The sequence below is a fragment of the Alteromonas sp. AO-Serp genome (assembly GCF_017849675.1).
Lineage (GTDB): Bacteria > Pseudomonadota > Gammaproteobacteria > Enterobacterales > Alteromonadaceae > Alteromonas > Alteromonas macleodii.
This window is the reverse complement of record NZ_JAFLMX010000137.1, coordinates 1-19,931: the sequence shown is the minus strand read 5'-3', so window position 1 is coordinate 19,931 and position 19,931 is coordinate 1. Positions and strand designations below refer to the sequence as shown.

Sequence of the window (19,931 nt, the reverse complement as noted above, 5' to 3'; positions counted from 1 at the left end):
CCTTCTAAGTTGTCCATCCACACCGATGTGCGCTGTAGGCGATCAGCCGTTTTCACATAAAACATCAGCACGCGGTCGATGTACTTTATAAGGGTTTCGGTATCTAGATCGGTGGCAAACAGGTCTGCATGTCGAGGCTTCATACCGCCATTTCCGCAAACATACAGGTTCCAGCCTTGCTCGGTAGCAATAACACCAATGTCTTTGCTTTGGGCTTCTGCGCACTCACGAGTACACCCCGAGACGGCAAATTTAATTTTGTGCGGCGCACGTAAGCCTTTGTAACGATTCTCTAAGTCAATGGCAGTGCCAACAGAATCCTGAACACCGTAGCGGCACCATGTGCTTCCCACACACGATTTCACGGTACGCAGTGCCTTCGCGTAAGCATGGCCGGTTTCAAAACCACCAGCGACCAGTTTTTCCCAGATATCAGGTAAGTGCTCTACGCGCGCTCCAAATAAATCAATGCGCTGACCACCCGTGATTTTGGTGTACAAGTTGTATTCTTTTGCCACTTCGCCGAGCAGAATCAACTTCTCAGGCGTTATTTCGCCACCAGGTACACGCGGTACAACGGAATACGTGCCATCTTTTTGCATGTTGCCAAGGTAGATATCGTTGGTGTCTTGCAGAGGAAGATGTGAAGCCTTAAGAATGTAGTCGTTATACACCGAGGCTAAAATTGAGCCGACAGCGGGCTTACAAATTTCACACCCTAGACCTTCACCATGCTGCTCTAGTAGCTCGTCAAAGGTGCGAATGCCGTTTACCTTAACAATGTGAAATAGCTCTTGTCGGGTATGGTTGAAGTGCTCACAAATGGCCTTTGATACTTCCACACCGCGCTTTTCAAGTTCGCTATCCACAACATTTTTAAGTAAGGCAGCACAACCTCCACACCCTGTGCTAGCTTTGGTTTCGCCTTTTACATCGCCAACGCTACAACAGCCGCCTTCAATGGCTGAAACAATATCGCCCTTTGTCACATTTAGGCATGAACAAATAGACGCGGTGTCTGGTAGTGCATCGGCACCTAACGCCGGTGCGGCATCGGATGAGGGCAGAATTAGGCTTTCTGGGTGTTCAGGTAATTCAATATTATTAAGTGCATACTGTAAGAGCGTGTCGTAGTCGCTGGTATCGCCAACGAGTACAGCACCAAGCACGTACTTTTGCTCGCTATCTACCACCAGCTTTTTGTACACGCCTTCTGGCTGATTTAAATAGGTGTAGCTAAGCGCACCGACTGTGCGTTCATGAGCATCGCCAATTGAGCCCACTTCCACACCCATTAGCTTGAGTTTGGTACTCATATCTGCGCCAGCGAACTCGGCATCGCCGCCGGTTATATGACTTACAGCCGTGCGCGCCATGGTATAGCCAGGTGCTACCAGGCCAAATATTTTGTTATCCCACAGCGCACATTCACCCACAGCGTAAATGTTTGGGTCAGACGTCACGCAGTGATTATCAATGACAATACCGCCGCGCTCACCCAGTGTTAGCGCTGACTTTCTGCCGAGCTGGTCGGAAGGTCGAATACCGGCAGAGAATAAAATCATGTCAGTTTCTAGTGCAGTGCCGTCAGCAAACACCATTTTATAGCGACAGGTATCACCGGCCTCAATAGTTTGCGTTGCCTTTTGGGTGTGAACCGTAACGCCCAATGCTTCTATTTTGTCCTTAAGAACGTTACCACCTGCTTGGTCTAGCTGAACCGCCATAAGCTGCGGGGCAAACTCAACCACGTGGGTGTCGAGACCGGCTTGCTTTAATGCGTTAGCGGCTTCTAAACCCAACAGCCCACCACCAACAACAACCCCTACTTTGCTCACTGCTGCTGAAGCTTCAATAGCGAGTAGATCGTCTATAGTACGGTACACCAAGCAATGCTCTTGATCGTTGCCAGGGATGGGTGGCACAAATGGGTATGAGCCCGTAGCTAACACAAGCTTATCGTAGCTAAACACCTGCCCTTCAGAAGTCGTCACTTTATTATTGTCACGGTCTATATCGGTAACCAAGGCATTGGTAACTACGTTTACGCCCCACTCGGCGTACTGAGCGGGTGTAGTGAGCGCTAAGTCATCAGCACTCGCGCCGCTAAAAAAAGACGACAGATAAACGCGGTCGTACGCAAGGCGTGACTCGCCGCATAAAACGGTTATTTCTACATTGGCATCGCTTTGGTGAAGCTGCTCAACAAAATGATGCCCCACCATGCCGTTGCCTACGACGACAATTTGCGTTTTTGAGTCCAATGAAGTCATGGTATTCCCCTTTTTTCGGGACAAAAAAAAGCCCGCTTCAACTTTCGTTGATGCGGGCTTCGTTGCCTATTTTGCCAACGGTTTAGGTCGGCTAACACATTTTACGGAGTGTTATAAATCACACAATTTTCAGCGATTGACACAAATCACCAAAACACACTTTACGTTTATAGCTATCCAAGTTCAGTGCCAAAACCGTAAACAATTGTTTTTATTTGATTTACTACAAAATAAGCATTATTCAGACTTCACAACTGCACCAAACAAACGCAAAACTGTGTTTACTTGGTGCATTAAGGCTTTCAAATAACTTAGGCCAGCTTATCCGTCGCTACGCGATAGCGAGGATCTTCAACCACATTAATTTCAACAAACTTATCGGCCTTGCGAAGCAGTGAGCGACACTCATCACTGATATGGCGAATGTGTAGCTTTTTACCTTGCTCTTCGTATTTGTCAGCAAGGGTATCTAGCGCATCGATACCTGATGAATCCCAAATGCGAGAGTCTTTAAAGTCAATAACTACATCATTAGGGTCGTTGGCGATATCAAACAGGTCTTTGAAATGCGATACCGAGCCAAAGAACAGCGGGCCGTCTAGCTCATAGACTTTCCAACCGTCGTTATCGATATGGGATCTCGCTTCAATATGACGAGCGTGTTTCCATGCAAACACCAGTGCTGAAACGATAACACCCACCACAACCGCAATAGCCAGGTCAGCGATAACGGTAACGCCGGTTACTAGGAAAAGTACGAACGCATCTTCTTTGTTTACGCCGCGAATAATTCTGAATGACGCCCACTCAAATGTAGCAATAACCACCACGAACATAACGCCAACAAGGGCAGCGAGAGGAATCATTTCAATTAGCGGAGCAGCAAATAGAATAAAGCCCAATAATACAACCGCCGCGGTGATACCAGACAAGCGGCCACGGCCACCAGAGTTAATGTTAATCATACTTTGGCCAATCATAGCGCAACCGCCCATACCGCCAAAGAAACCGTTTACGGTATTTGCAACACCTTGGCCAACGCATTCTTTGTTGCCGCGTCCGCGGGTGTCCGTCATTTCATCAATTAATGAAAGGGTAAGGAGCGATTCAATAAGACCAACCAAGCAAAGAATGACTGAGGTAGGCAGAATGATCATGAAGGTTTCCCAGGTGAACGGCACCATAGGAATAGCAAAGCTAGGAAGTTCACCCGCTAGCGTTGCGGTATCGCGCTGGTCAGCTGGTAGCAAGTCACGAACAAAGTCGATTACAGTACGCGCTTCAAGGTCAAGACCGTGTACTAACAAGGTTACCGTAACAATCGCTACCAGCGACGCCGGTACAGCTTTGGTTAGCTTTGGCAATAAATAGATAATGGCCATGGTTAGCGCCACAAGCCCTAACATCCAATATAGCAGCGTGCCTTCCATCCACTGTAATTCACCGGCTGCGTTAGTGACTTTGAACTGGCCTAACTGCGCCAGGAAGATAACAATCGCCAAACCATTTACGAAGCCTAGCATTACCGGATATGGCACCAGTCGAATAAACTTCCCGAGCTTGAAAATACCGCACATTATTTGCAGTAAACCTGCCAAAATAACCGCGGCAAATAAATACTGCACGCCGTGTTGGGCAACCAGTGCCACCATCACAACGGCCATGGCGCCAGTAGCTCCAGAAATCATTCCTGGGCGGCCACCAATAGCGGAAGTGATCAAGCCCATCATGAAAGCCGCATAAAGACCAATCATTGGTTCTACGCCGGCTACAAATGCAAATGCTACGGCTTCAGGGACCAAGGCTAGCGCCACGGTAATACCTGATAGCACGTCGTTTTTAACGTTGCTGTCTTTACTGGTAATTAAATCGAACATGTTCTCTCAGAAGCTAAGATGTTAAACACAACAACCCACCGTGGCGTACACCGCGTTAAAGCAGAACACCAAGTAGGTAGGAGATTTTTTCGGCGATTCTATCACCATTGTAGCTTAAAATCTTTTAATAGATTGTTACTAGGGCCTGTTGAACGTTGATGTGCAGCAAAGATCAACAGGCCCCAGTCCGAACTACTTGGCGCTTACGTGATAAGCGCAGGGCTCTTTGCCCCTTTCCTAATGCTGTGAGCTTGTCAATTTTTCATGTTCGGTCTCAGGGCTTAATTTAATAGCGAATGCTGACAAATTGCATCGTACATGGCATCGTATAATGGTTTTTATTAACCGCGTCGTTCAATGCGCTTCGATTTCTAATACGGGGCTACGGTAAGACGTCGCAATAAGGCACAAGTCTTATTCAACGAGGAGTTAAAGTGGTACCTTATATTCTGACTATTTTGTGCGTGCTAGTGGCAGGCGCTATTCATTGGATGTCGCCGAAGGCTTATTGGAAAGCCACTATCATGTCGACCGCCGTTATTTTACTATTTTCTGTAGCGGCATTGTTTATATTTAAAGCATCAGGAATGCTGGTTAGCGAGCACACTGGCGAGAATGCTGACTTTTCTGGGCAAATGTTAACTATCACCACAATGATTGCCTTCTTCGGTTTCTTAATTTCACTGTTTGTAGGTTGGTTTCTTCGCGTAGTCAGAAACTAATCTGGAAAGCAAAACCACATAGTTTGCGAGGCTGCACCATTTTGGCGCAGCTTCTTCCCTATTAACTTCCCTCTTGACGCCGCTAACCTTTCCGTCTCCCCTTATAAAGTCACCTTAAGTTAAAATTCCAGCCGAACCACATGCCGCGAAATGTCAGCACTCCGGGCGTTTTTGTTCACTCTAACGCTTATCTTCATTAATTCTAATAAACAGGGCATAAGTGTTGCTTGGTACACGTATTGCTCTGCTGAGTGCAGGGGCTAAGAGCAATGAGTTTCAAAAAACGTTTCGCCAATAGATGCACTCATCAAGAAAAAATTCGAAACGTGTGTACCGAAGATTAGCAGGCCTTAACATGCTTCATGAACCAGAACAGACCATTGCGCTTTGTAGCGACGCCACTAAGCGCTTTTTGCTAGCGGCCAAGCACGCCGAAATAACCGTGCTTGAGCAACTATCTAGTAATTGTCGAATTGTAATTGCCGTTCGAGAACTTATTCATGAACTGCAAAAAGAGCGTGGGGCCAGCAATATCTTTCTTGCTTCAAAAGGCGAGCGTTATGCCGCTGAGCGAATGCAGTACGTCAGTGCTAGCGAGCAAGCGGAGTCAATGTTGAAAAGCCACTTGAAATCGCTCTACCTGACAGATGAGATCACCACGGGTAACCCGCGGTTGTTGAGCAGCATTACACTTGCTATGCAGGCGACAGACTACCTGCCCAGACTGAGAGAACAGGTAAGCAAGCAGCTGCTGACACCACTGGAATCCACACGAGCATACAGTCGCCTTGTTGCCAGTTTACTTACGGTTATTTTTGAAGCGGCAGATATTGCAAGCGACCCGACAATTACTCGCTTATTGGTTGCATTGTTCAACTTTATGCAGGCAAAAGAATACGCTGGGCAGGAGCGGGCGTGGGGCGCTATTGGTTTCGCAGAAACTCATTTCGATGTTCGCCTTTGTGAAAAGCTGGCCGCGCTTCAGCATGCCCAAGAACATCACTTCAGTATATTCTGTGAGTTTAGCTGTAAGCCGCATAAAGATGCATTAGACGCGTTGAACAAAAGCCCTGCTGCAATCGATATTACACAGCTTAGAAATATGATTGCACAGCTTGGTGACGGCAGTCCGATTGCCGGAGAAATATCGGAAGTTTGGTTTGATGTAGCAACGCGTCGAATGGATGCAATGCAGACTATCGAAGTGGCGCTCACTGAGGCCCTTACTCAGCAAGCTAACAGTAAAGTCGCCGATGCAAAAAATGAGATGGCCAATCATCAGCAGTTGCTTACGCGCTTCAATGATGAACACGCTACTGATGGCTCACCGCTCACCTTATTGTTCGATCCAAGTATGCCTGGACTCGCGGAAGACACCAAAGAAGACGAAATCAAAACGCTATCACTTAACGAGCAAACGAAGACTTTATCTGCTCACCGCTCTTTTTATGATTTACTGCGTTCACAGGCCCAACACATAGAAGATATGGGTCGGGAGCTTGAAGAGGCCAAGCGTGCAATACAGGAACAAAAACTGATTGGGCGAGCAAAACTGGTAGTAATGGAGCAATTCGGATTAAGCGAAAATAACGCGTATCGTCGACTGCAAAAACAAGCTATGAGCGAAAATACGACCATAGCGGCTATTGCCGCTAAGATAGTAAATATTACAACAAAGACTACTGCTCAAAGGTAGCTACTCTCAATTGAGTCACTTCTAGTTTAATTAAGCGCGTTCTAGCTCTTAAGGAGAAACTAAAGTCAACAAAGGCCAAACAGTAAGCCAATTCTTAGAAGCTAGTCGCTGCTTAAAAACTTCGGACCTTGGATATTTTGGGTTAATACTTATGGTGCCTGCGAAGTTTGCTTCCAAACCAAATGGCGCGAGTATGTCTAAATCATCATTGGCTAAAAGACGAACCGCAACACAGGTTTCTCGTTCTATCCAATACGAAATAGCGTCGTGGCAATTTTGATAGGGAGCGTGCGCGTGAGCTACGTGCATACGCGCTTGGTTTTTAACTTGCCAATTAGCTTGAGGAACCATACGCGCTAGCTCGTGTTCAATGGCTTGTTCTTGTGCTTTCAGCCCTGAATTAGCAGCTGCAGAATTTGGTGAGTAAGCTTGCGGTTGAGGTACTGATTCCAATGTATTATCGGCACTCGCAACACTTTGCGGCGGATTAATTTCACCACTAAAGTAAATCACATCAATATCGTTAAGCGGAGTTGGTGTCGCTCTTGCGTGTAACTCATCCCATATGGCATTTCGAACAAATCCAGCACCAATGTACCCTTGCGGTAAATCGAGCGCTCTCAAAGCGCGAAGGCAACGCATGCGAAAAGGATCCCGCTTAATAATGTCGCCTAGCCGTTTGAGATCTTGCACGTTTAACCTTCGTCTTTTATACGCAGTTTGCGTTTCCACTTGATGATATAAAAGCAAAAGGCAGCCATACTGCCACCAGCAAACCACCCTGCAATAATGTCGCTAGGCCAATGCACGCCCAATAAAATGCGGCTTAAGCCAATACAAAATACAAGAAAGGTGGCTGCCATGTAGATCCACACTTTTACTGAAGCGTTTTGCGTGAAGTACGTTAACAAATAGGCGATATAGAAATAAACAAGCGTAGATAAGGTAGCATGTGCAGAAGGGAAGCTTTGTGTATACACACTTACATCCTGCATGGGCAGCGGAGGACGAGGCCTGTCGATGCCAGCTTTGAGTAAGAAAGTCGTTGCGATCCCCACGGCAACAGCAATCAAAAAAGTCAGTGCCTTTTTCTTTTCACCGGCCATCGCCAAGGCTCCGGCAACTGAAATCGTGACAAAGATAAGTGCCGTATTACTGCCTAACGCGGTGATATCGCGAAGCGCGTCTTCTTTCCAACCCGATACATTGCCTGCTTCGCTAATTACATTGAATAACGCATTGTCAAACGTAGTCAGCACGCCCATGTAGACAAACAACATCATAAGCAAAAAACCGGTGCCAAGTAGTAACACCTGAATAGAGGGTGTTTTAATGATGTCTAAGTAAGAGGCTAGCGCGCCGCTGTTTTTTGTTTCACTGCTTGTCATAAATCTACTTCCATTTAGTACAAAAAGAGCGTTATTGGTCGTGCTTGCTACCACCTAGGCAGTTTGGCGATACCATAGATTGCCCACCTCGAGCTTCCCACTCTGTAGGCGTATACGTGTGAAGTGCCAACGCATGAACAGGCCCCTGCAGCGCTTCAGCCGCAAGACCGTTAATTTCTCTGTGTCTCGCTATTAAGCGCTTACCCTCAAAAGCATCGCTCACTACCGTTACTTTGAAATGACTTTGAGCCCCTTCTGGAACATTGTGCATAAAACTCTCATCTACAACCTCGAGAAAACTCGGATTAAGTGCAGCTTCAATCGTAGTTTCCAGAAACGCTTTTACTTGCATTTGGCTTACCTTGTTCTGTGAATAAGATGTCGGAATGTTAGATTAATTCTACCACCGATAGGCTTAGCCGTCTTCGCAATACCGTGCACATAATGACTTTGTGTTGTTCCTGCCATAATTAATACACTGCCGTGCTCAAGCACCTGTGTATACTTTTCCTTGGTTTCTTTGTGCTTAAAAACAAAGGGCCTTGCTTCACCTAAGGTGACAGATGCAATAACCGGGTTTATACCCAACTCAGGCTCATCATCTGAATGAAAGCTCATGCTATCTTGTCCGTCACGATACCAATTCGCTAACACACTGTTGAACTTTGTATTTTGGGTTGCAGCACATAACGCTTCACAACAATCCTTAATGCTTAAAAGGCTGTTCGTCCACGGATTTGGCGACATGGTTAAATTCGAATAGGTATAGGTGCAATCGTCATCGCCGTGCCAGCTCTGAAGGCGGGGAATTTTTACCGGCTTGCCAAACAATCTGATCGAGTCCTGACGCCAGGGTAACTCGGCCTTCAGTAACTCAAAAAAAGTATCTGCATCATTTTTTGATAGCGCCTGAGGAAAATAAGTGACGTCGCCCTCTGACAGCGGGAGCTTATGAGATGAGCTATTGTTTTCTGGGGTCTCGAAAAGAGAAAACTGCATGCGTAACTATGATATTTCCGGTGATTTTTAATTTTGGCTATGGGCACTTGATCTCAAAAGTGCTTAAACACACCTTTGAAGCTCCCCCAATTACACCTTAATTACGCATGCATTGCTAATGTGGATTGATGTTAACTTCTATAAGCGTGATTTTTCTTTGAAGTCGTCATCTGCAGGTGTGGCACTGTATGCACCGCTGTCTTGAATAACGCCTTTATTCTTGTTCATCCACGTTTTGATTACGGTACTGCTCGCCGATGCGCTCGGTACTTGGGTATTGCTTGCGTCAAGTGTCAACGGGCTGAAAGCTCGTGACCAAAAATAGTGAGTCACTGCAGCACCGTGCTTCTCAGCCACTTGCCACCACGCAAAATTCCATGGTTTTAGCTCTGAAAATGCAATGCTATTCATTAGGCTAGCGTTATTGTCACCAGCAAGAAATGTGCTGGTAACCGGCGAGCTACGATACGCTTCAATGGCAATTCCCTTAGCTTTTAGTGCATCAACAATGCTTTTACTTCTCTCACCAGTCCAATCGTTATTCAGATAAGATTTTTCGCCTATGGAATAGAAAGGATCGAGCAATGCGATACGATTTGGCCGATATGATGATGTCAGAACACCTCTATTTACCGCATCGTCTAATTTCTCTGAAATAGTAAGCGCGAGCTGATTCCCCAAAGAGTGACCCGCTATGCGGAGCTCGCTACCATTAAAGTTAGGCATTCCATTCGTGAGTGAGTTGTAAAGTAACTGTGTTACCGAAGAGCTTGGTCCCGAGCTGTAGCTGCCATTTGACGACTTCCAGCGCATATTTCGAGGACCAGAAGCCGAATGAATCTTGGCTTCTGCATCTTTAACTTCAGACTCATCTGCAAACTGGTTCCAATACAGAATCCCTACATTATACCCTCTATCTAACCAATACCATGCGAGGTCTTCGTTAGGTCCTCCCGAGTTTGAACGATTCAACGTCTCGCGACGACGCTCCGTTACCGAGCCGTTTTGCCATCCGTGAATGTAGATAACCGTTTTATTATTGGCGTTGTAGTATGGATTAGGCTCATTAACATTCGCTTTTTTCGCGTCGTTGTAGTCAAACCAATACAAACCGTAATCTAAATTACTAAAGGCGGCATCAGGGAAAGTTACTTCAGCTTTAACATTTAGAGAGAGCGTTGAAAAGGCAATGGACAGTAGAATTATCAGTCGTATTTTCATAGTTTTCTCAGTTAATTATCAAGTGGTCAGATGAGATTTCATTAACAATATTTTCACACAAATAAAACAAAGTAAACGTTTTACCTTTTATTTTCATCGAAACATTCGCGTTTTGAGTCTTCTTGGCTGTTAGAGCCGCGTGGCTGATATGATAAGATAGGCGGCGCGTAGATAAACCAAATAGGCATTCCCAAAGTATGTGAGTGCTTTGAGCCATCTTTGAAAACAGACTCCAATGAATACAGAATTTATTTTTGCCGACCGACAATTCTCGCTTATTCGCTACCCTGAAAAGCACCAGCACATAAGCCTTCAAGCATGGGATAGCGCTGATGAACTCGTTATTGAGCACATTGAGAGCTTATTAAGTGAAGCGTCGCTTTCAATTGGCAGTGGTGACAATGATGGCTCAATGATGATTTTTAACGACGATTTCGGCGCGTTAGGTTGTTGGTTTTCGCACTTAGCACCTTACTGGGTATCTGACTCCTACATATCTTTGCGATCACTCTCTGAGAATTTAAAAGCCAATCATTTACTGGGTAATGCAGAAACGAGCAATAAAAACGGCCTGCTAACCGCGCCGCTGAAAACCTTGACTAGCGTGCAAAGCTTAACGTTTAAGCCAGAAAAGGCGCCGAGTCTTGTTGTGCTGAAGGTCCCCCGCGCCCTTGCACTTCTTGAACAGCAGCTTATTGATTTACAAAAATATATAACACCTGACACGCGTGTTATCGCAACCGGTAAAGTGAAGACCATCACAAAATCCGTACTCAACCTATTTGAACGATATATTGGCCCCACCACCACGTCCCTTGCCAAGAAGAAATCGCGGCTTGTGTTCGCTTCGCCTCGTGAGTCAATAAAACTATCTGACTCGCCCTATCCGACGCGCTGGCAGTGTAAAAGTACGATGGGAACGGCGTTAACTATAGACAATCTGGCGAATACGTTTTCTCGACAGTCATTAGATATAGGCGCTCGCATTATGCTTGAACATATGACGGTGAGCGCTAATGATGTGGTGGTAGATTTAGGCTGCGGCAACGGAGTACTGGGGGTTAATGCCCTTTCTCTTGCCCCTGATGCCAAAGTAATATTTGTGGATGAGTCCTATATGGCATTAGAAAGTGCCAGACTCAATGTGCTCAACAACTTCCCGGATAAAATTGATCAATGTGAGTTTGTTGCAAGTAATTGCCTTGAAACATTAATCAATAGAGAGAATAAACCTGCTGTTACCAAAATTCTGTGTAACCCACCGTTTCATCAACAAAACGCAATCACTGACCATATTGCATGGCAAATGTTCACTGATTCCCGGGACGTACTTATTAAAAGCGGTCACTTAGTGGTGGTTGGTAACCGACACCTCGACTATCACATTAAACTTAAAAAGTTGTTTGGTGGCGCTAAGGTACTTGCGAGTGACAAAAAGTTCGTTATCTTAGGCACTGCAAAACGATAAGCGATCAAAAAACATGCGCGAATTAAGAAAACATTTAAAGGCATTTTTATGAAGAAAATACTTTTATCACTGCTGACCGCCATCATGCTAATAGGCAGCAGTTCACCCGTTATGGCCAAGAAAGACGATGGGTCTCAGGTTCAGCCAGATAACTATTACCCTCGGGTGAAAATAGAAACCACCATGGGCGATATTGTGGTTGAACTGGACAGAAGACGTGCGCCAATTACCGTAAATAACTTTCTTCGTTATGTTGATAAGCGCGCCTACGAAGACACCATTTTTCACCGCATCGTGCCTGGTTTTGTTGTGCAAGGTGGTGGTTATACGGCAGACTTCAACGGCAAGTCGAACTTTCCAGATATCTTCAATGAGTCTGGTAACGGTTTGACTAACGACCTGCACACTATTGCAATGGCAAGACAAGGTGACCCGCATACCGCAAACCGACAATTTTTCTTCAACGTGAATGACAACAGCAGCTTAAACCCCGGAAGAGACTGGGGCTACGCGGTTTTTGGCGTAATTGTTGAAGGCGAAGATATTGTTGATGCCATGTCGGAAGTAGAAACTGAATATTCGATTCGCCTTAACGCGAATAACGTACCCATTGAGCCGATCATTATTAAAAAGATGACCGTGTTACCGCCCTTATAGCGATTAACAGATACAAACAGCCATAAAGAGCAATGCTTTATGGCTGTAATTCCAACCTGAACAAATGCTGTTTTGGGAACGTTTTGTCGAAGTAAAAGCCCTGCTTGTTAAATCCTAAGCGCTGTAAAAGCTTCTGCGACGCCATATTTTCTGGGTGCGTCATGGCTGTTAAAAAACGATAGCCCTTAGAGGCAGACCACGCTATAACACACTGACATGCCTCATAACATATACCCTTGCCTCTTGCTTCAGGCAGCATGGCAAAGCCTAAATCTGGACATTCAAATGCAAAGCGATTGAAGAGACCACAAACCCCTAACGGTTGTTTGGTTTCGGTTAATTCGACAGCCAGCAGGCCATACCCCCACTCTTCGCGCTGCGCATTTGTTTTGCCAATGTAGTCACACGCATCGTCTACTGTATCGACATTTTTACTTCCAATGTATCTAAGCCATAGCGGGTCCTGCTGCAGCGCAAGTACCCAGTGTTTATCATCAAAAGTAAGCGGCCGTAGCGTTATTTTATCGTTTGTAAAAATAGCGGTGTTTGTGTTCACACTAATCCTTTTAGCAAAGTTTTTATGACGCGCATGTAGTACTCGCTTTTGTACCTCTACATTTGAACATATAACTAGAAGTAAGACCTAAGGCAAACACTATCTCTTTGATAGAAGCCTGTCTATGTGCTCAAAGTGGTCTGGGTTGACCACTGCCGCGCGGGGGTACTTCGGGTTCGCTCTGTCGTTTACTCTTGGGTGCTCCCACAACGATGTATGGACGATAAATCGCTCGGCTTCCTCTATACCACCGTGTTCTAAGCATCCACTCAAGCATGTATCTACGTACGTTTGATGTACGGGATAGGCGTCATTTGCCTGTGTACAGTCGAGTGTTTCGCAAATCCAAAAGGTAAATTGTGCAAGCACATCGTCTAGAGACGCAGACCCCTTGTGTTGATGAAAGTTGAGTGCTTTAGCGCTTACTTCGACAAACCGATAGTCTTTTTCTCTCTCCTGTAAGGCAGGGTTAATTTGTGTTGGGATAAGCTGGGCGTTTAATTTGCTATGCGCATTGGCCACGGCGCCAACGTAAGTCTGCTTTTCATGAAGACTTCGCGTCACCCATGCCCTTTCGAAGCCAGAAACCGTCACAGGGATCCCTGGTGTAAAAATGTTGGAGTAGCGCTCTCGGCTGTCTTTGCTAAGTAAGCTTCCATAACCTAACACCATGTGTTTTTCGGTTTGCGTACTTAACCAATTCGCTATGTCATTCATTTTCACCTCTACTTCACAACCGCTCGACGTTTACCATCTTAAGCATGTTTATCTTTGCAGTTTATTCAACTAGAAAAAATCGTACTGACCACTTTCCCCTAGTATAAAAAAAGGCGATGTACTGAGAGCCCCAATACATCGCCTTGTATACCGCAGTGGAGTTGTTTAATTAAAACAACGCTCTCACACCCATAGTAAAGTTTCTACCTGGAAGCGGTGCTTGGTCTTTTAAGAAAGATGTATGAACACGGGCTTCCTCGTCAGTTAGGTTTTCACCGCGCGCAAACACTACCCAGTCAATGCCCTGTGTGCCAAATTCATATTGCACGCTTGCGTTAACCAAGGTGTAACCGTCGGTTGCAGTCTCAAATGACGCAACTTCATTTTGGTCGTCGTACCACGTAAAGCCCACGTCAGCACTTAAACCATCGTTCACGTAGCTTAATTCACTACCAAAGCGCATAGGCGGCGTGCGCGGAAGGTTGTCGTCTTCAATTTCTGCGCGGATATAGTCACCAAATACGGTTAAGCGTAGCGTGTCTGATAAATCAACGTAAGTTTCTGCTTCGAAGCCCCAGATGTCAGCGTCAGCCTGTTGGAAATAATAAATTGGCAAGCCTTCTTCATCGCCGTGTTCATCATGTCCATGCTCTTCGTGTTCGCTGAGCGCAATTAAGCCTGTGCTTGTTTGGAAGACATAGTCATCTGCCTGATTGTAGAAGAAAGACGCACTATAGCCCCAGCTGCCGGTAAATTTACGGAAAGTAATATCTAGGTTGGTACTAACTTCTTCTTTTACGCCTTTAAGTGTTTCTTCGATATGGCCTTCTTCATCCATATCAAATACTAAACCCACTTCGTAGCTTTGGGTTGCTAAATGCTGGCCAGCAGAGAAAAGTTCTTGCTGACTAGGCGCACGCTCACTGCGTGACAACGTAACAGCAACCGAGTGACCTTCCTGGTATTCCCAGTTAGCGCCCGCTGAAAGCGATAGACTGGTAAAGTCGTAGTCAGGGAAGTTGAAAGCAACGGCATGCTCTTCGTGTTCTTCACCCTCATGTTCCTCATCGTGCTCCTCGCCTTCATGCTCATCATGCAATACGTCAAGTTCCACTTCGCTGGCATCAGCGTCTAATGTCGTTCGCTCTAGTCGGCCACCAAGCTCAAAGGTTACATCACCTACTTTCTTTTGTTCTATTAGATAAAGTGCGTAGCTTGATGTGGTATTAGCTGGGGTAAAGGCTTCTTCGCCCACGGCATTGTAATCGCTATGATTAAACTGTAGCCCGAATACGCCGTGCCAGCCGTTCACTTCTTCGTGGTAAGCAGACAAGCGAATGTCGCTCGATTCGTTTGTGAATACCGTGCCTGGTTCACCGTCTTCAATTTCAGCATGTTCGTAATCGGTGTAAGCTGCGGCAAATTTAAGGTTTGTAAGTCCACGTACCGGAGAGTGCCACTCACCGGCTGCTTGATAACGGGTCATATCTACATCAAGTAACACGCCTTCTTCAGCGTGTTCTTCATGATCATGTTCTTCAAGATCGTGGTCTTCGCCCTCATGCTCTTCCTCACCATGAGCATGGCTATAGCCAGGTACGCCATATTTGTTGTCGAGTTGTTCCACAGCGAAACCGAAGTAGCCTTCTTCGGCCACGTAAGATAAACCTGCAACGACGTTACGCGTCTCCATTGCGCTGCTTTCTAGCACACCGTTTGGTTCATCCTCATCGGGATCGATAGACGCAAAGCCCGGAATATCCGCGTTATCTGTATCGCGATAAAATCCGTCGACATGCCATGCAATATTGCCACTGCCACCCGTTACATCTGCACGGGTATACGAGCCGTTATTCACTGTGCTATAGCTAGTTTCAGCTTCGCCTTCTACGCCGTCTATCTGATACTGAGGAATACGTTTGTCAACCACGTTCACCACACCACCAATAGCGCCACTACCGTATTGAAGCGTTGCAGGACCGCGAAGTACTTCCACCTGCGTTGCACTTGAAAGTGTGGTGGCGACATTGTGATCTGGACTTACTCGAGATACATCAGATACATCCAAACCGTTTTGAACAATCTTTACGCGCGGGCCATCGTTACCGCGAATAACTGGGCTGCTTGAAACTGGGCCAAAATAAGTGCTGTGCACACCAGGCGCGTTTTTGAGGGTTTCGCCTAAAGTTGGCGCTTCTATCTTACGTAATTTTTCCGCACCAATTACGGTAACTGGCGTAACAGATTCCAGTACTGATGATTGAAGCGCATTGGCGGTAACTACGATATTTTCGACGGATGCAGGCTTTAAAACGAAGTCTACATTTTGATCCGTATTTACGTCGCCTAAGTCGTTATCACCATGAATGTAGTTTGAAGAATAAACATGTAAATGAATATGTGGCTGCTTTACATCATCAAATCGATAAATACCATTTGCATCGGTGTATGCTACACGGCGACTGCCTTCGATTTTTACTTCAGCCCCTGCAACAGGTTGGCCTGCCGTGTCGGTGACTTTTCCCGTTACTGTGGTGGCATACACAGGCGCACTTAACAGCCCCGCTATGGACAAACTTAGCAGCGAACGCATTTTCATGGGTATTCCTCTGTGGATGTTATAACATTATTTAGTGATGTTATAACATTTTATCCATTGCCCATTGCTTGTCAACCGCTGCTTTACTCACTTAATCTTATGTTTTTGCAATTTAATCGGACGCGCCTACTGAAACCCAAGGTTTAAGCAATTCATAACTAATTGGGCCGAAGGTACTAAGCCCTACTCACTGTGAAATTGATCACTCTTTGAATACGCTTCGCGTTGGTTTTAAGCATAAGCAAACGATCGATGCCCAGCGCCACACCCGCACACGGTGGCAAACCTGCGTCAAGCGCACTTAGAAAGTTTTCATCAATGGGCTTAGTGGGAAGGCCATGTTCTCTGCGTTTCTCGTTATCAGTTTCAAAACGCAGTCGCTGCTCTTTTGCTGCACTTAACTCATGAAAACCGTTAGCAAGTTCAGCGCCTTGGTAATACACCTCAAAGCGTTCGGCAACCCGTTCATCAACTGGGCTTAGTTTGGCAAGCGCCGCCTGAGAAGCAGGGAAATCGTAGATGAAGCACGGTTTTTCGTTACCGATTTTAGGTTCGATTACATAGCTGAATAATAGTTGTAACTTGCTGTCATAGCTTAGATTTTGCGGCGCGTGAATATCTATTTTCTGCTCTTCCATTACCTTTAGCAAAACGTCGTTATCAGCACTTAACGGGTCAATATTTAAATAGGTTTGAAAAGCTTGCTGATACGTCATCTTATCAGCCGAAGCTGTGTTTAAGGTTTCTTGCAGCAAGGCGTCAACCTCGTCCATTAGCGCAAAATGGTCAAAATCTAAGCGGTACCACTCTAGCATGGTGAACTCTGGGTTGTGCCAGCGCCCTTCACCTTCATGGCGAAACGCTTTACACACCTGATAAATACTACCGCTGTCAGCGCACAGTAACCGCTTCATGGCATATTCAGGGGAAGTTTGAAGATACAGCGTAGTTGGCTTACCGGATGAGGCAAAATTGAATTGTGTATCAAACGCATCTAAATGCTCATCGGTAACCGTACCGTTTGAAAGTAAAGGCGTATCTACCTCTAGAACGTTTCGTGCGTAAAAAAACTCACGTATTGTTCTGAGTAATTCTGCTCGCGCAACACGCGCTTCATGAGTGGTAGTAGGCTGCCAAGATTGCATGTGTCCAAACCTAAGAAGAATAGCTAAAACAAAAAACCGGTACACAAAGGCACCGGCTTTACACGTAAACAGAATGTCTCAGATACTATTTTTGTGCGCGAGACACGTATTCGCCAGAGCGCGTATCTACACGGATAACTTCGCCGGTTTGAACGAATAGAGGTACGCGAACAACTGCACCAGTGCTCAGCGTTGCTGGCTTACCGCCTGTACCCGCTGTATCACCTTTAAGACCAGGATCAGTTTCAGTGATCTCTAGCTCAACAAAGTTTGGTGGCGTAACCGTGATAGGTGAACCGTTCCACAATGTAATGGTACAAACGTCGTTCTCTACCAACCACTTTTTATTCTCACCCACTGCTTTTTCGTCTGCAGCGATTTGTTCGAATGTATCGTTGTTCATAAAGTGGTAGAATTCGCCGTCGGTGTACAAGTAGGCAAGCTCCGTATCCATTACGTCAGCGCCTTCTACTGATTCACCTGAGCGGAAAGTTTTCTCTAAAACTTTACCTGAAATAAGCTTGCGGATTTTTACGCGGTTAAACGCTTGGCCCTTACCCGGCTTTACGTATTCGTTTTCTAGAATGTTGCAAGGTTCGCCGTCCAGCATGATTTTCAGGCCGCCTTTGAACTCGTTAGTGCTGTAATTAGCCATAATTCCTCTGTCTAAACATAAGGTACAAAAAGTTTCGTGGAACAAATAATACCTAAAAAACCGATTTCTGTAGAGCATAACTGGCAAAAAGAATTAGCAAGTAGCTTTACCGATCCTGCAAAGCTGTTGCAACACTTAGGTTTAGACCAAGAAAAATACGCCCAACATATTAAAGCGCGCCGATTTTTTCCTATGCGTGTTCCACGACATTTTGTGGAACTGATGGAGAAAGGCAATCCACACGACCCGCTTTTTTTACAAGTTATGCCGCTCAGCGACGAATTTCTAACATCACCAGGCTATAGCGAAGATCCGTTAGACGAGCACGATACAGCAGGCAAAGGCATATTGCACAAATACGATTCTCGCGTGTTGCTGATGGTTCGCACCGGCTGTGCGGTAAACTGCCGGTACTGTTTTCGCCGCCATTTTCCTTACGCCGATAATGCGGTAAGCAAACACCAATGGCTTGATGTGCTTGATTACCTTCGTAATAACAGCCAAATAAATGAGGTGATTTTCTCAGGCGGCGACCCACTGATGGCAAAAGACGATCATCTGTCGTGGCTAGCCAACGAAATTGCCGCTATTGCCCACATAAAACGCCTGCGTATTCATAGCCGTCTGCCGGTAGTGCTACCAGAACGAATTAGCCATGACTTTGTTGAATGGTTTAGCGCATTGCCGCTTCAAAAAGTATTAGTGCTGCATGCAAACCACGCCAATGAGATGTCAGAAACGTTGAAAGTGCGTTTAAATATATTGCGAGAAAAAGGCGTCACCTTGCTCAATCAATCGGTATTGCTAAAAGGAATAAATGACTCTGCCGATGCAATTAGTGATTTAAGCGAAACGCTGTTTGAAGCCGGAGTGTTACCCTATTATTTGCACGTTTTAGATAAAGTACAGGGTGCGAGCCACTTTTATGTGAGTGACGATAAAGGCCGAGCAATTATGGAAGAAGCGATAAAGCGCCTGCCGGGCTTTTTGGTGCCAAAACTGGTGAGAGAAATTGGCGGTCAACCCGGCAAAACGCCTATCGACTTAAAGTTGCATCCCTAACTTACGCGAAGGTATCGACGTTGGCGCCTAACGCGGGGTTTGAAGATGACGATTTTGGTACGTCAGAAGCTGATTCCAGCAACTGAAGCGACGCTTGTCCCTCTTGCTCTTGTTGGCTTTTAGCCAACTTAAGAGAGGCCAACTCAAGTGACGCACCGGACGTTCCAGAGGCACTAGTACCTTGTAGATCCATACCATTTTCCTTTGTTGCTTGTAGCAAAGTAAAAAAATGGGCAGAATTGCCCACCTTTACGGCGTGTTGTGCATTACGTAACCAACAAGCTTCGTAATTTACAACAGTCTTTAGGTTATCGGCCTTGAAAGACGAAACTTTAATCATTATTTACCGAGTGGCATTTATTGTGGCAACAATGATAGCCACGGGATTTATACGTAAACATAAAGTGTGCGGGTAATGCGTACACTTAACACTCAGAAACAAAAGGCGCGATCATGCAACAAAGCCAAGAGATGCAAGCTGTTCATCAACAACTTCAGGAAACCATTCAAACGTTACACCGCAAAGCTGTTGATGCTGACCAGATATTAGATAATTTACAGCGCGATCAAAAAGGTAAGTTTGCAGCAGTGTTTGCTGATGACAGCGGGTTTACCACATCAGCCAAACGATTCGGTCCGTATGTACAAGAAATTGCCAGCGACTGGCAAGCGCTAAAAGAACTGGATGACGATGCGGCTAAACAAGCTCTGGCGCCACTGGTTAAAAAGATAGAATTAGCGTTGGTGACCATTGCGCAATTTCAGCAATCTCTATCTAAAAGCTAGTTCGTACTAAATTTAATAACGAAAAGCCCGCTTTATTTGCGGGCTTTTTTGAACTAGCTTCTCACTTACGGCGCACTCTCACGCCTTACTGCTTCTTTTTGATAAAGCGG

General features: G+C 45.7%; 19 protein-coding genes. 6 read left to right on the top strand and 13 right to left on the bottom strand.

The genetic code is table 11. The annotated features are described in order from the left end of the window. On the bottom strand, nucleotides 1–2,273 hold a 2,273-nt coding region (gene nirB, locus QVA83_RS10035; RefSeq protein WP_287498426.1), incomplete at its 3' end, for a nitrite reductase large subunit NirB. Nucleotides 2,274–2,584: 311 nt separating this feature from the next. After that, nucleotides 2,585–4,150 (bottom strand): SulP family inorganic anion transporter, encoded by a 1,566-nt coding sequence (locus QVA83_RS10030; RefSeq protein ID WP_014978293.1) that lies wholly within the window; start codon nucleotides 4,148–4,150, stop codon nucleotides 2,585–2,587. 434 nt (nucleotides 4,151–4,584) lie between these two features. Between QVA83_RS10030 and QVA83_RS10025 the strand changes: the two genes are divergently transcribed. Together QVA83_RS10025 and QVA83_RS10020 are read left to right on the top strand one after the other, a co-directional pair. Next, nucleotides 4,585–4,872, top strand: coding sequence for a hypothetical protein (locus tag QVA83_RS10025; protein ID WP_014948232.1), 288 nt, complete (start codon nucleotides 4,585–4,587; stop codon nucleotides 4,870–4,872). A gap of 355 nt (nucleotides 4,873–5,227) precedes the next feature. Beyond that, the gene (locus tag QVA83_RS10020) at nucleotides 5,228–6,568 is read left to right on the top strand and encodes a nitrate regulatory protein (protein ID WP_014975658.1); all 1,341 of its coding nucleotides are present in this window, start codon (nucleotides 5,228–5,230) and stop codon (nucleotides 6,566–6,568) included. 48 nt (nucleotides 6,569–6,616) lie between these two features. Here QVA83_RS10020 and QVA83_RS10015 read toward each other — a convergent pair whose 3' ends face one another. The 5 genes from QVA83_RS10015 to QVA83_RS09995 all read right to left on the bottom strand — a co-directional run bounded on the left by QVA83_RS10015 (nucleotide 6,617) and on the right by QVA83_RS09995 (nucleotide 10,176). Continuing rightward, nucleotides 6,617–7,261, bottom strand: a complete 645-nt coding sequence (locus QVA83_RS10015; protein ID WP_156077879.1) for a nucleotidyltransferase family protein — start codon at nucleotides 7,259–7,261, stop codon at nucleotides 6,617–6,619. A gap of 2 nt (nucleotides 7,262–7,263) precedes the next feature. Next, entirely contained in the window at nucleotides 7,264–7,956 is a 693-nt protein-coding gene (locus QVA83_RS10010; RefSeq protein ID WP_014975656.1) for a phosphatase PAP2 family protein, read from the bottom strand. 31 nt (nucleotides 7,957–7,987) lie between these two features. Continuing rightward, on the bottom strand, nucleotides 7,988–8,308 hold the full coding sequence (locus QVA83_RS10005) for a BolA family protein (protein WP_014948226.1): 321 nt from the start codon (nucleotides 8,306–8,308) through the stop codon (nucleotides 7,988–7,990). A 5-nt stretch (nucleotides 8,309–8,313) separates the two neighbouring features. Then, on the bottom strand, nucleotides 8,314–8,955 hold the full coding sequence (locus QVA83_RS10000) for an alpha-ketoglutarate-dependent dioxygenase AlkB family protein (protein ID WP_014948225.1): 642 nt from the start codon (nucleotides 8,953–8,955) through the stop codon (nucleotides 8,314–8,316). Nucleotides 8,956–9,093: 138 nt separating this feature from the next. Beyond that, complete coding sequence (locus tag QVA83_RS09995) at nucleotides 9,094–10,176, bottom strand: hypothetical protein (protein ID WP_039231831.1); 1,083 nt, start codon at nucleotides 10,174–10,176, stop codon at nucleotides 9,094–9,096. Between the two features lie 235 nt (nucleotides 10,177–10,411). Between QVA83_RS09995 and QVA83_RS09990 the strand changes: the two genes are divergently transcribed. Together QVA83_RS09990 and QVA83_RS09985 are read left to right on the top strand one after the other, a co-directional pair. Then, the gene (locus QVA83_RS09990; protein WP_014948223.1) at nucleotides 10,412–11,644 is read left to right on the top strand and encodes a methyltransferase; all 1,233 of its coding nucleotides are present in this window, start codon (nucleotides 10,412–10,414) and stop codon (nucleotides 11,642–11,644) included. 48 nt (nucleotides 11,645–11,692) lie between these two features. Beyond that, the gene (locus tag QVA83_RS09985; RefSeq protein ID WP_014975652.1) at nucleotides 11,693–12,301 is read left to right on the top strand and encodes a peptidylprolyl isomerase; all 609 of its coding nucleotides are present in this window, start codon (nucleotides 11,693–11,695) and stop codon (nucleotides 12,299–12,301) included. A gap of 37 nt (nucleotides 12,302–12,338) precedes the next feature. Here the strand turns inward: QVA83_RS09985 and QVA83_RS09980 are convergent, their stop codons facing one another. From QVA83_RS09980 to efp, 5 genes are all read right to left on the bottom strand, one after another. After that, nucleotides 12,339–12,857 (bottom strand): GNAT family N-acetyltransferase, encoded by a 519-nt coding sequence (locus tag QVA83_RS09980; RefSeq protein WP_110288520.1) that lies wholly within the window; start codon nucleotides 12,855–12,857, stop codon nucleotides 12,339–12,341. A 99-nt stretch (nucleotides 12,858–12,956) separates the two neighbouring features. Beyond that, complete coding sequence (locus QVA83_RS09975; protein ID WP_075175953.1) at nucleotides 12,957–13,574, bottom strand: gamma-glutamylcyclotransferase; 618 nt, start codon at nucleotides 13,572–13,574, stop codon at nucleotides 12,957–12,959. A gap of 169 nt (nucleotides 13,575–13,743) precedes the next feature. Beyond that, entirely contained in the window at nucleotides 13,744–16,173 is a 2,430-nt protein-coding gene (locus tag QVA83_RS09970; protein ID WP_156077878.1) for a TonB-dependent receptor, read from the bottom strand. 176 nt (nucleotides 16,174–16,349) lie between these two features. Continuing rightward, the gene (gene epmA / locus QVA83_RS09965) at nucleotides 16,350–17,318 is read right to left on the bottom strand and encodes an elongation factor P--(R)-beta-lysine ligase (protein WP_342313255.1); all 969 of its coding nucleotides are present in this window, start codon (nucleotides 17,316–17,318) and stop codon (nucleotides 16,350–16,352) included. 85 nt (nucleotides 17,319–17,403) lie between these two features. Beyond that, nucleotides 17,404–17,973, bottom strand: a complete 570-nt coding sequence (gene efp, locus QVA83_RS09960; protein WP_014975647.1) for an elongation factor P — start codon at nucleotides 17,971–17,973, stop codon at nucleotides 17,404–17,406. 36 nt (nucleotides 17,974–18,009) lie between these two features. On the opposite strand from efp, the gene epmB reads away from it, so the two are divergent. Then, the gene (epmB, locus tag QVA83_RS09955; protein WP_156077876.1) at nucleotides 18,010–19,035 is read left to right on the top strand and encodes an EF-P beta-lysylation protein EpmB; all 1,026 of its coding nucleotides are present in this window, start codon (nucleotides 18,010–18,012) and stop codon (nucleotides 19,033–19,035) included. 1 nt (nucleotide 19,036) lies between these two features. On the opposite strand, the gene QVA83_RS09950 is transcribed toward epmB, so the two are convergent. After that, nucleotides 19,037–19,228, bottom strand: a complete 192-nt coding sequence (locus QVA83_RS09950; protein WP_044556911.1) for a hypothetical protein — start codon at nucleotides 19,226–19,228, stop codon at nucleotides 19,037–19,039. Between the two features lie 260 nt (nucleotides 19,229–19,488). Between QVA83_RS09950 and QVA83_RS09945 the strand changes: the two genes are divergently transcribed. After that, on the top strand, nucleotides 19,489–19,821 hold the full coding sequence (locus QVA83_RS09945; RefSeq protein ID WP_083648647.1) for a hypothetical protein: 333 nt from the start codon (nucleotides 19,489–19,491) through the stop codon (nucleotides 19,819–19,821). Nucleotides 19,822–19,931 lie beyond the last annotated feature (110 nt).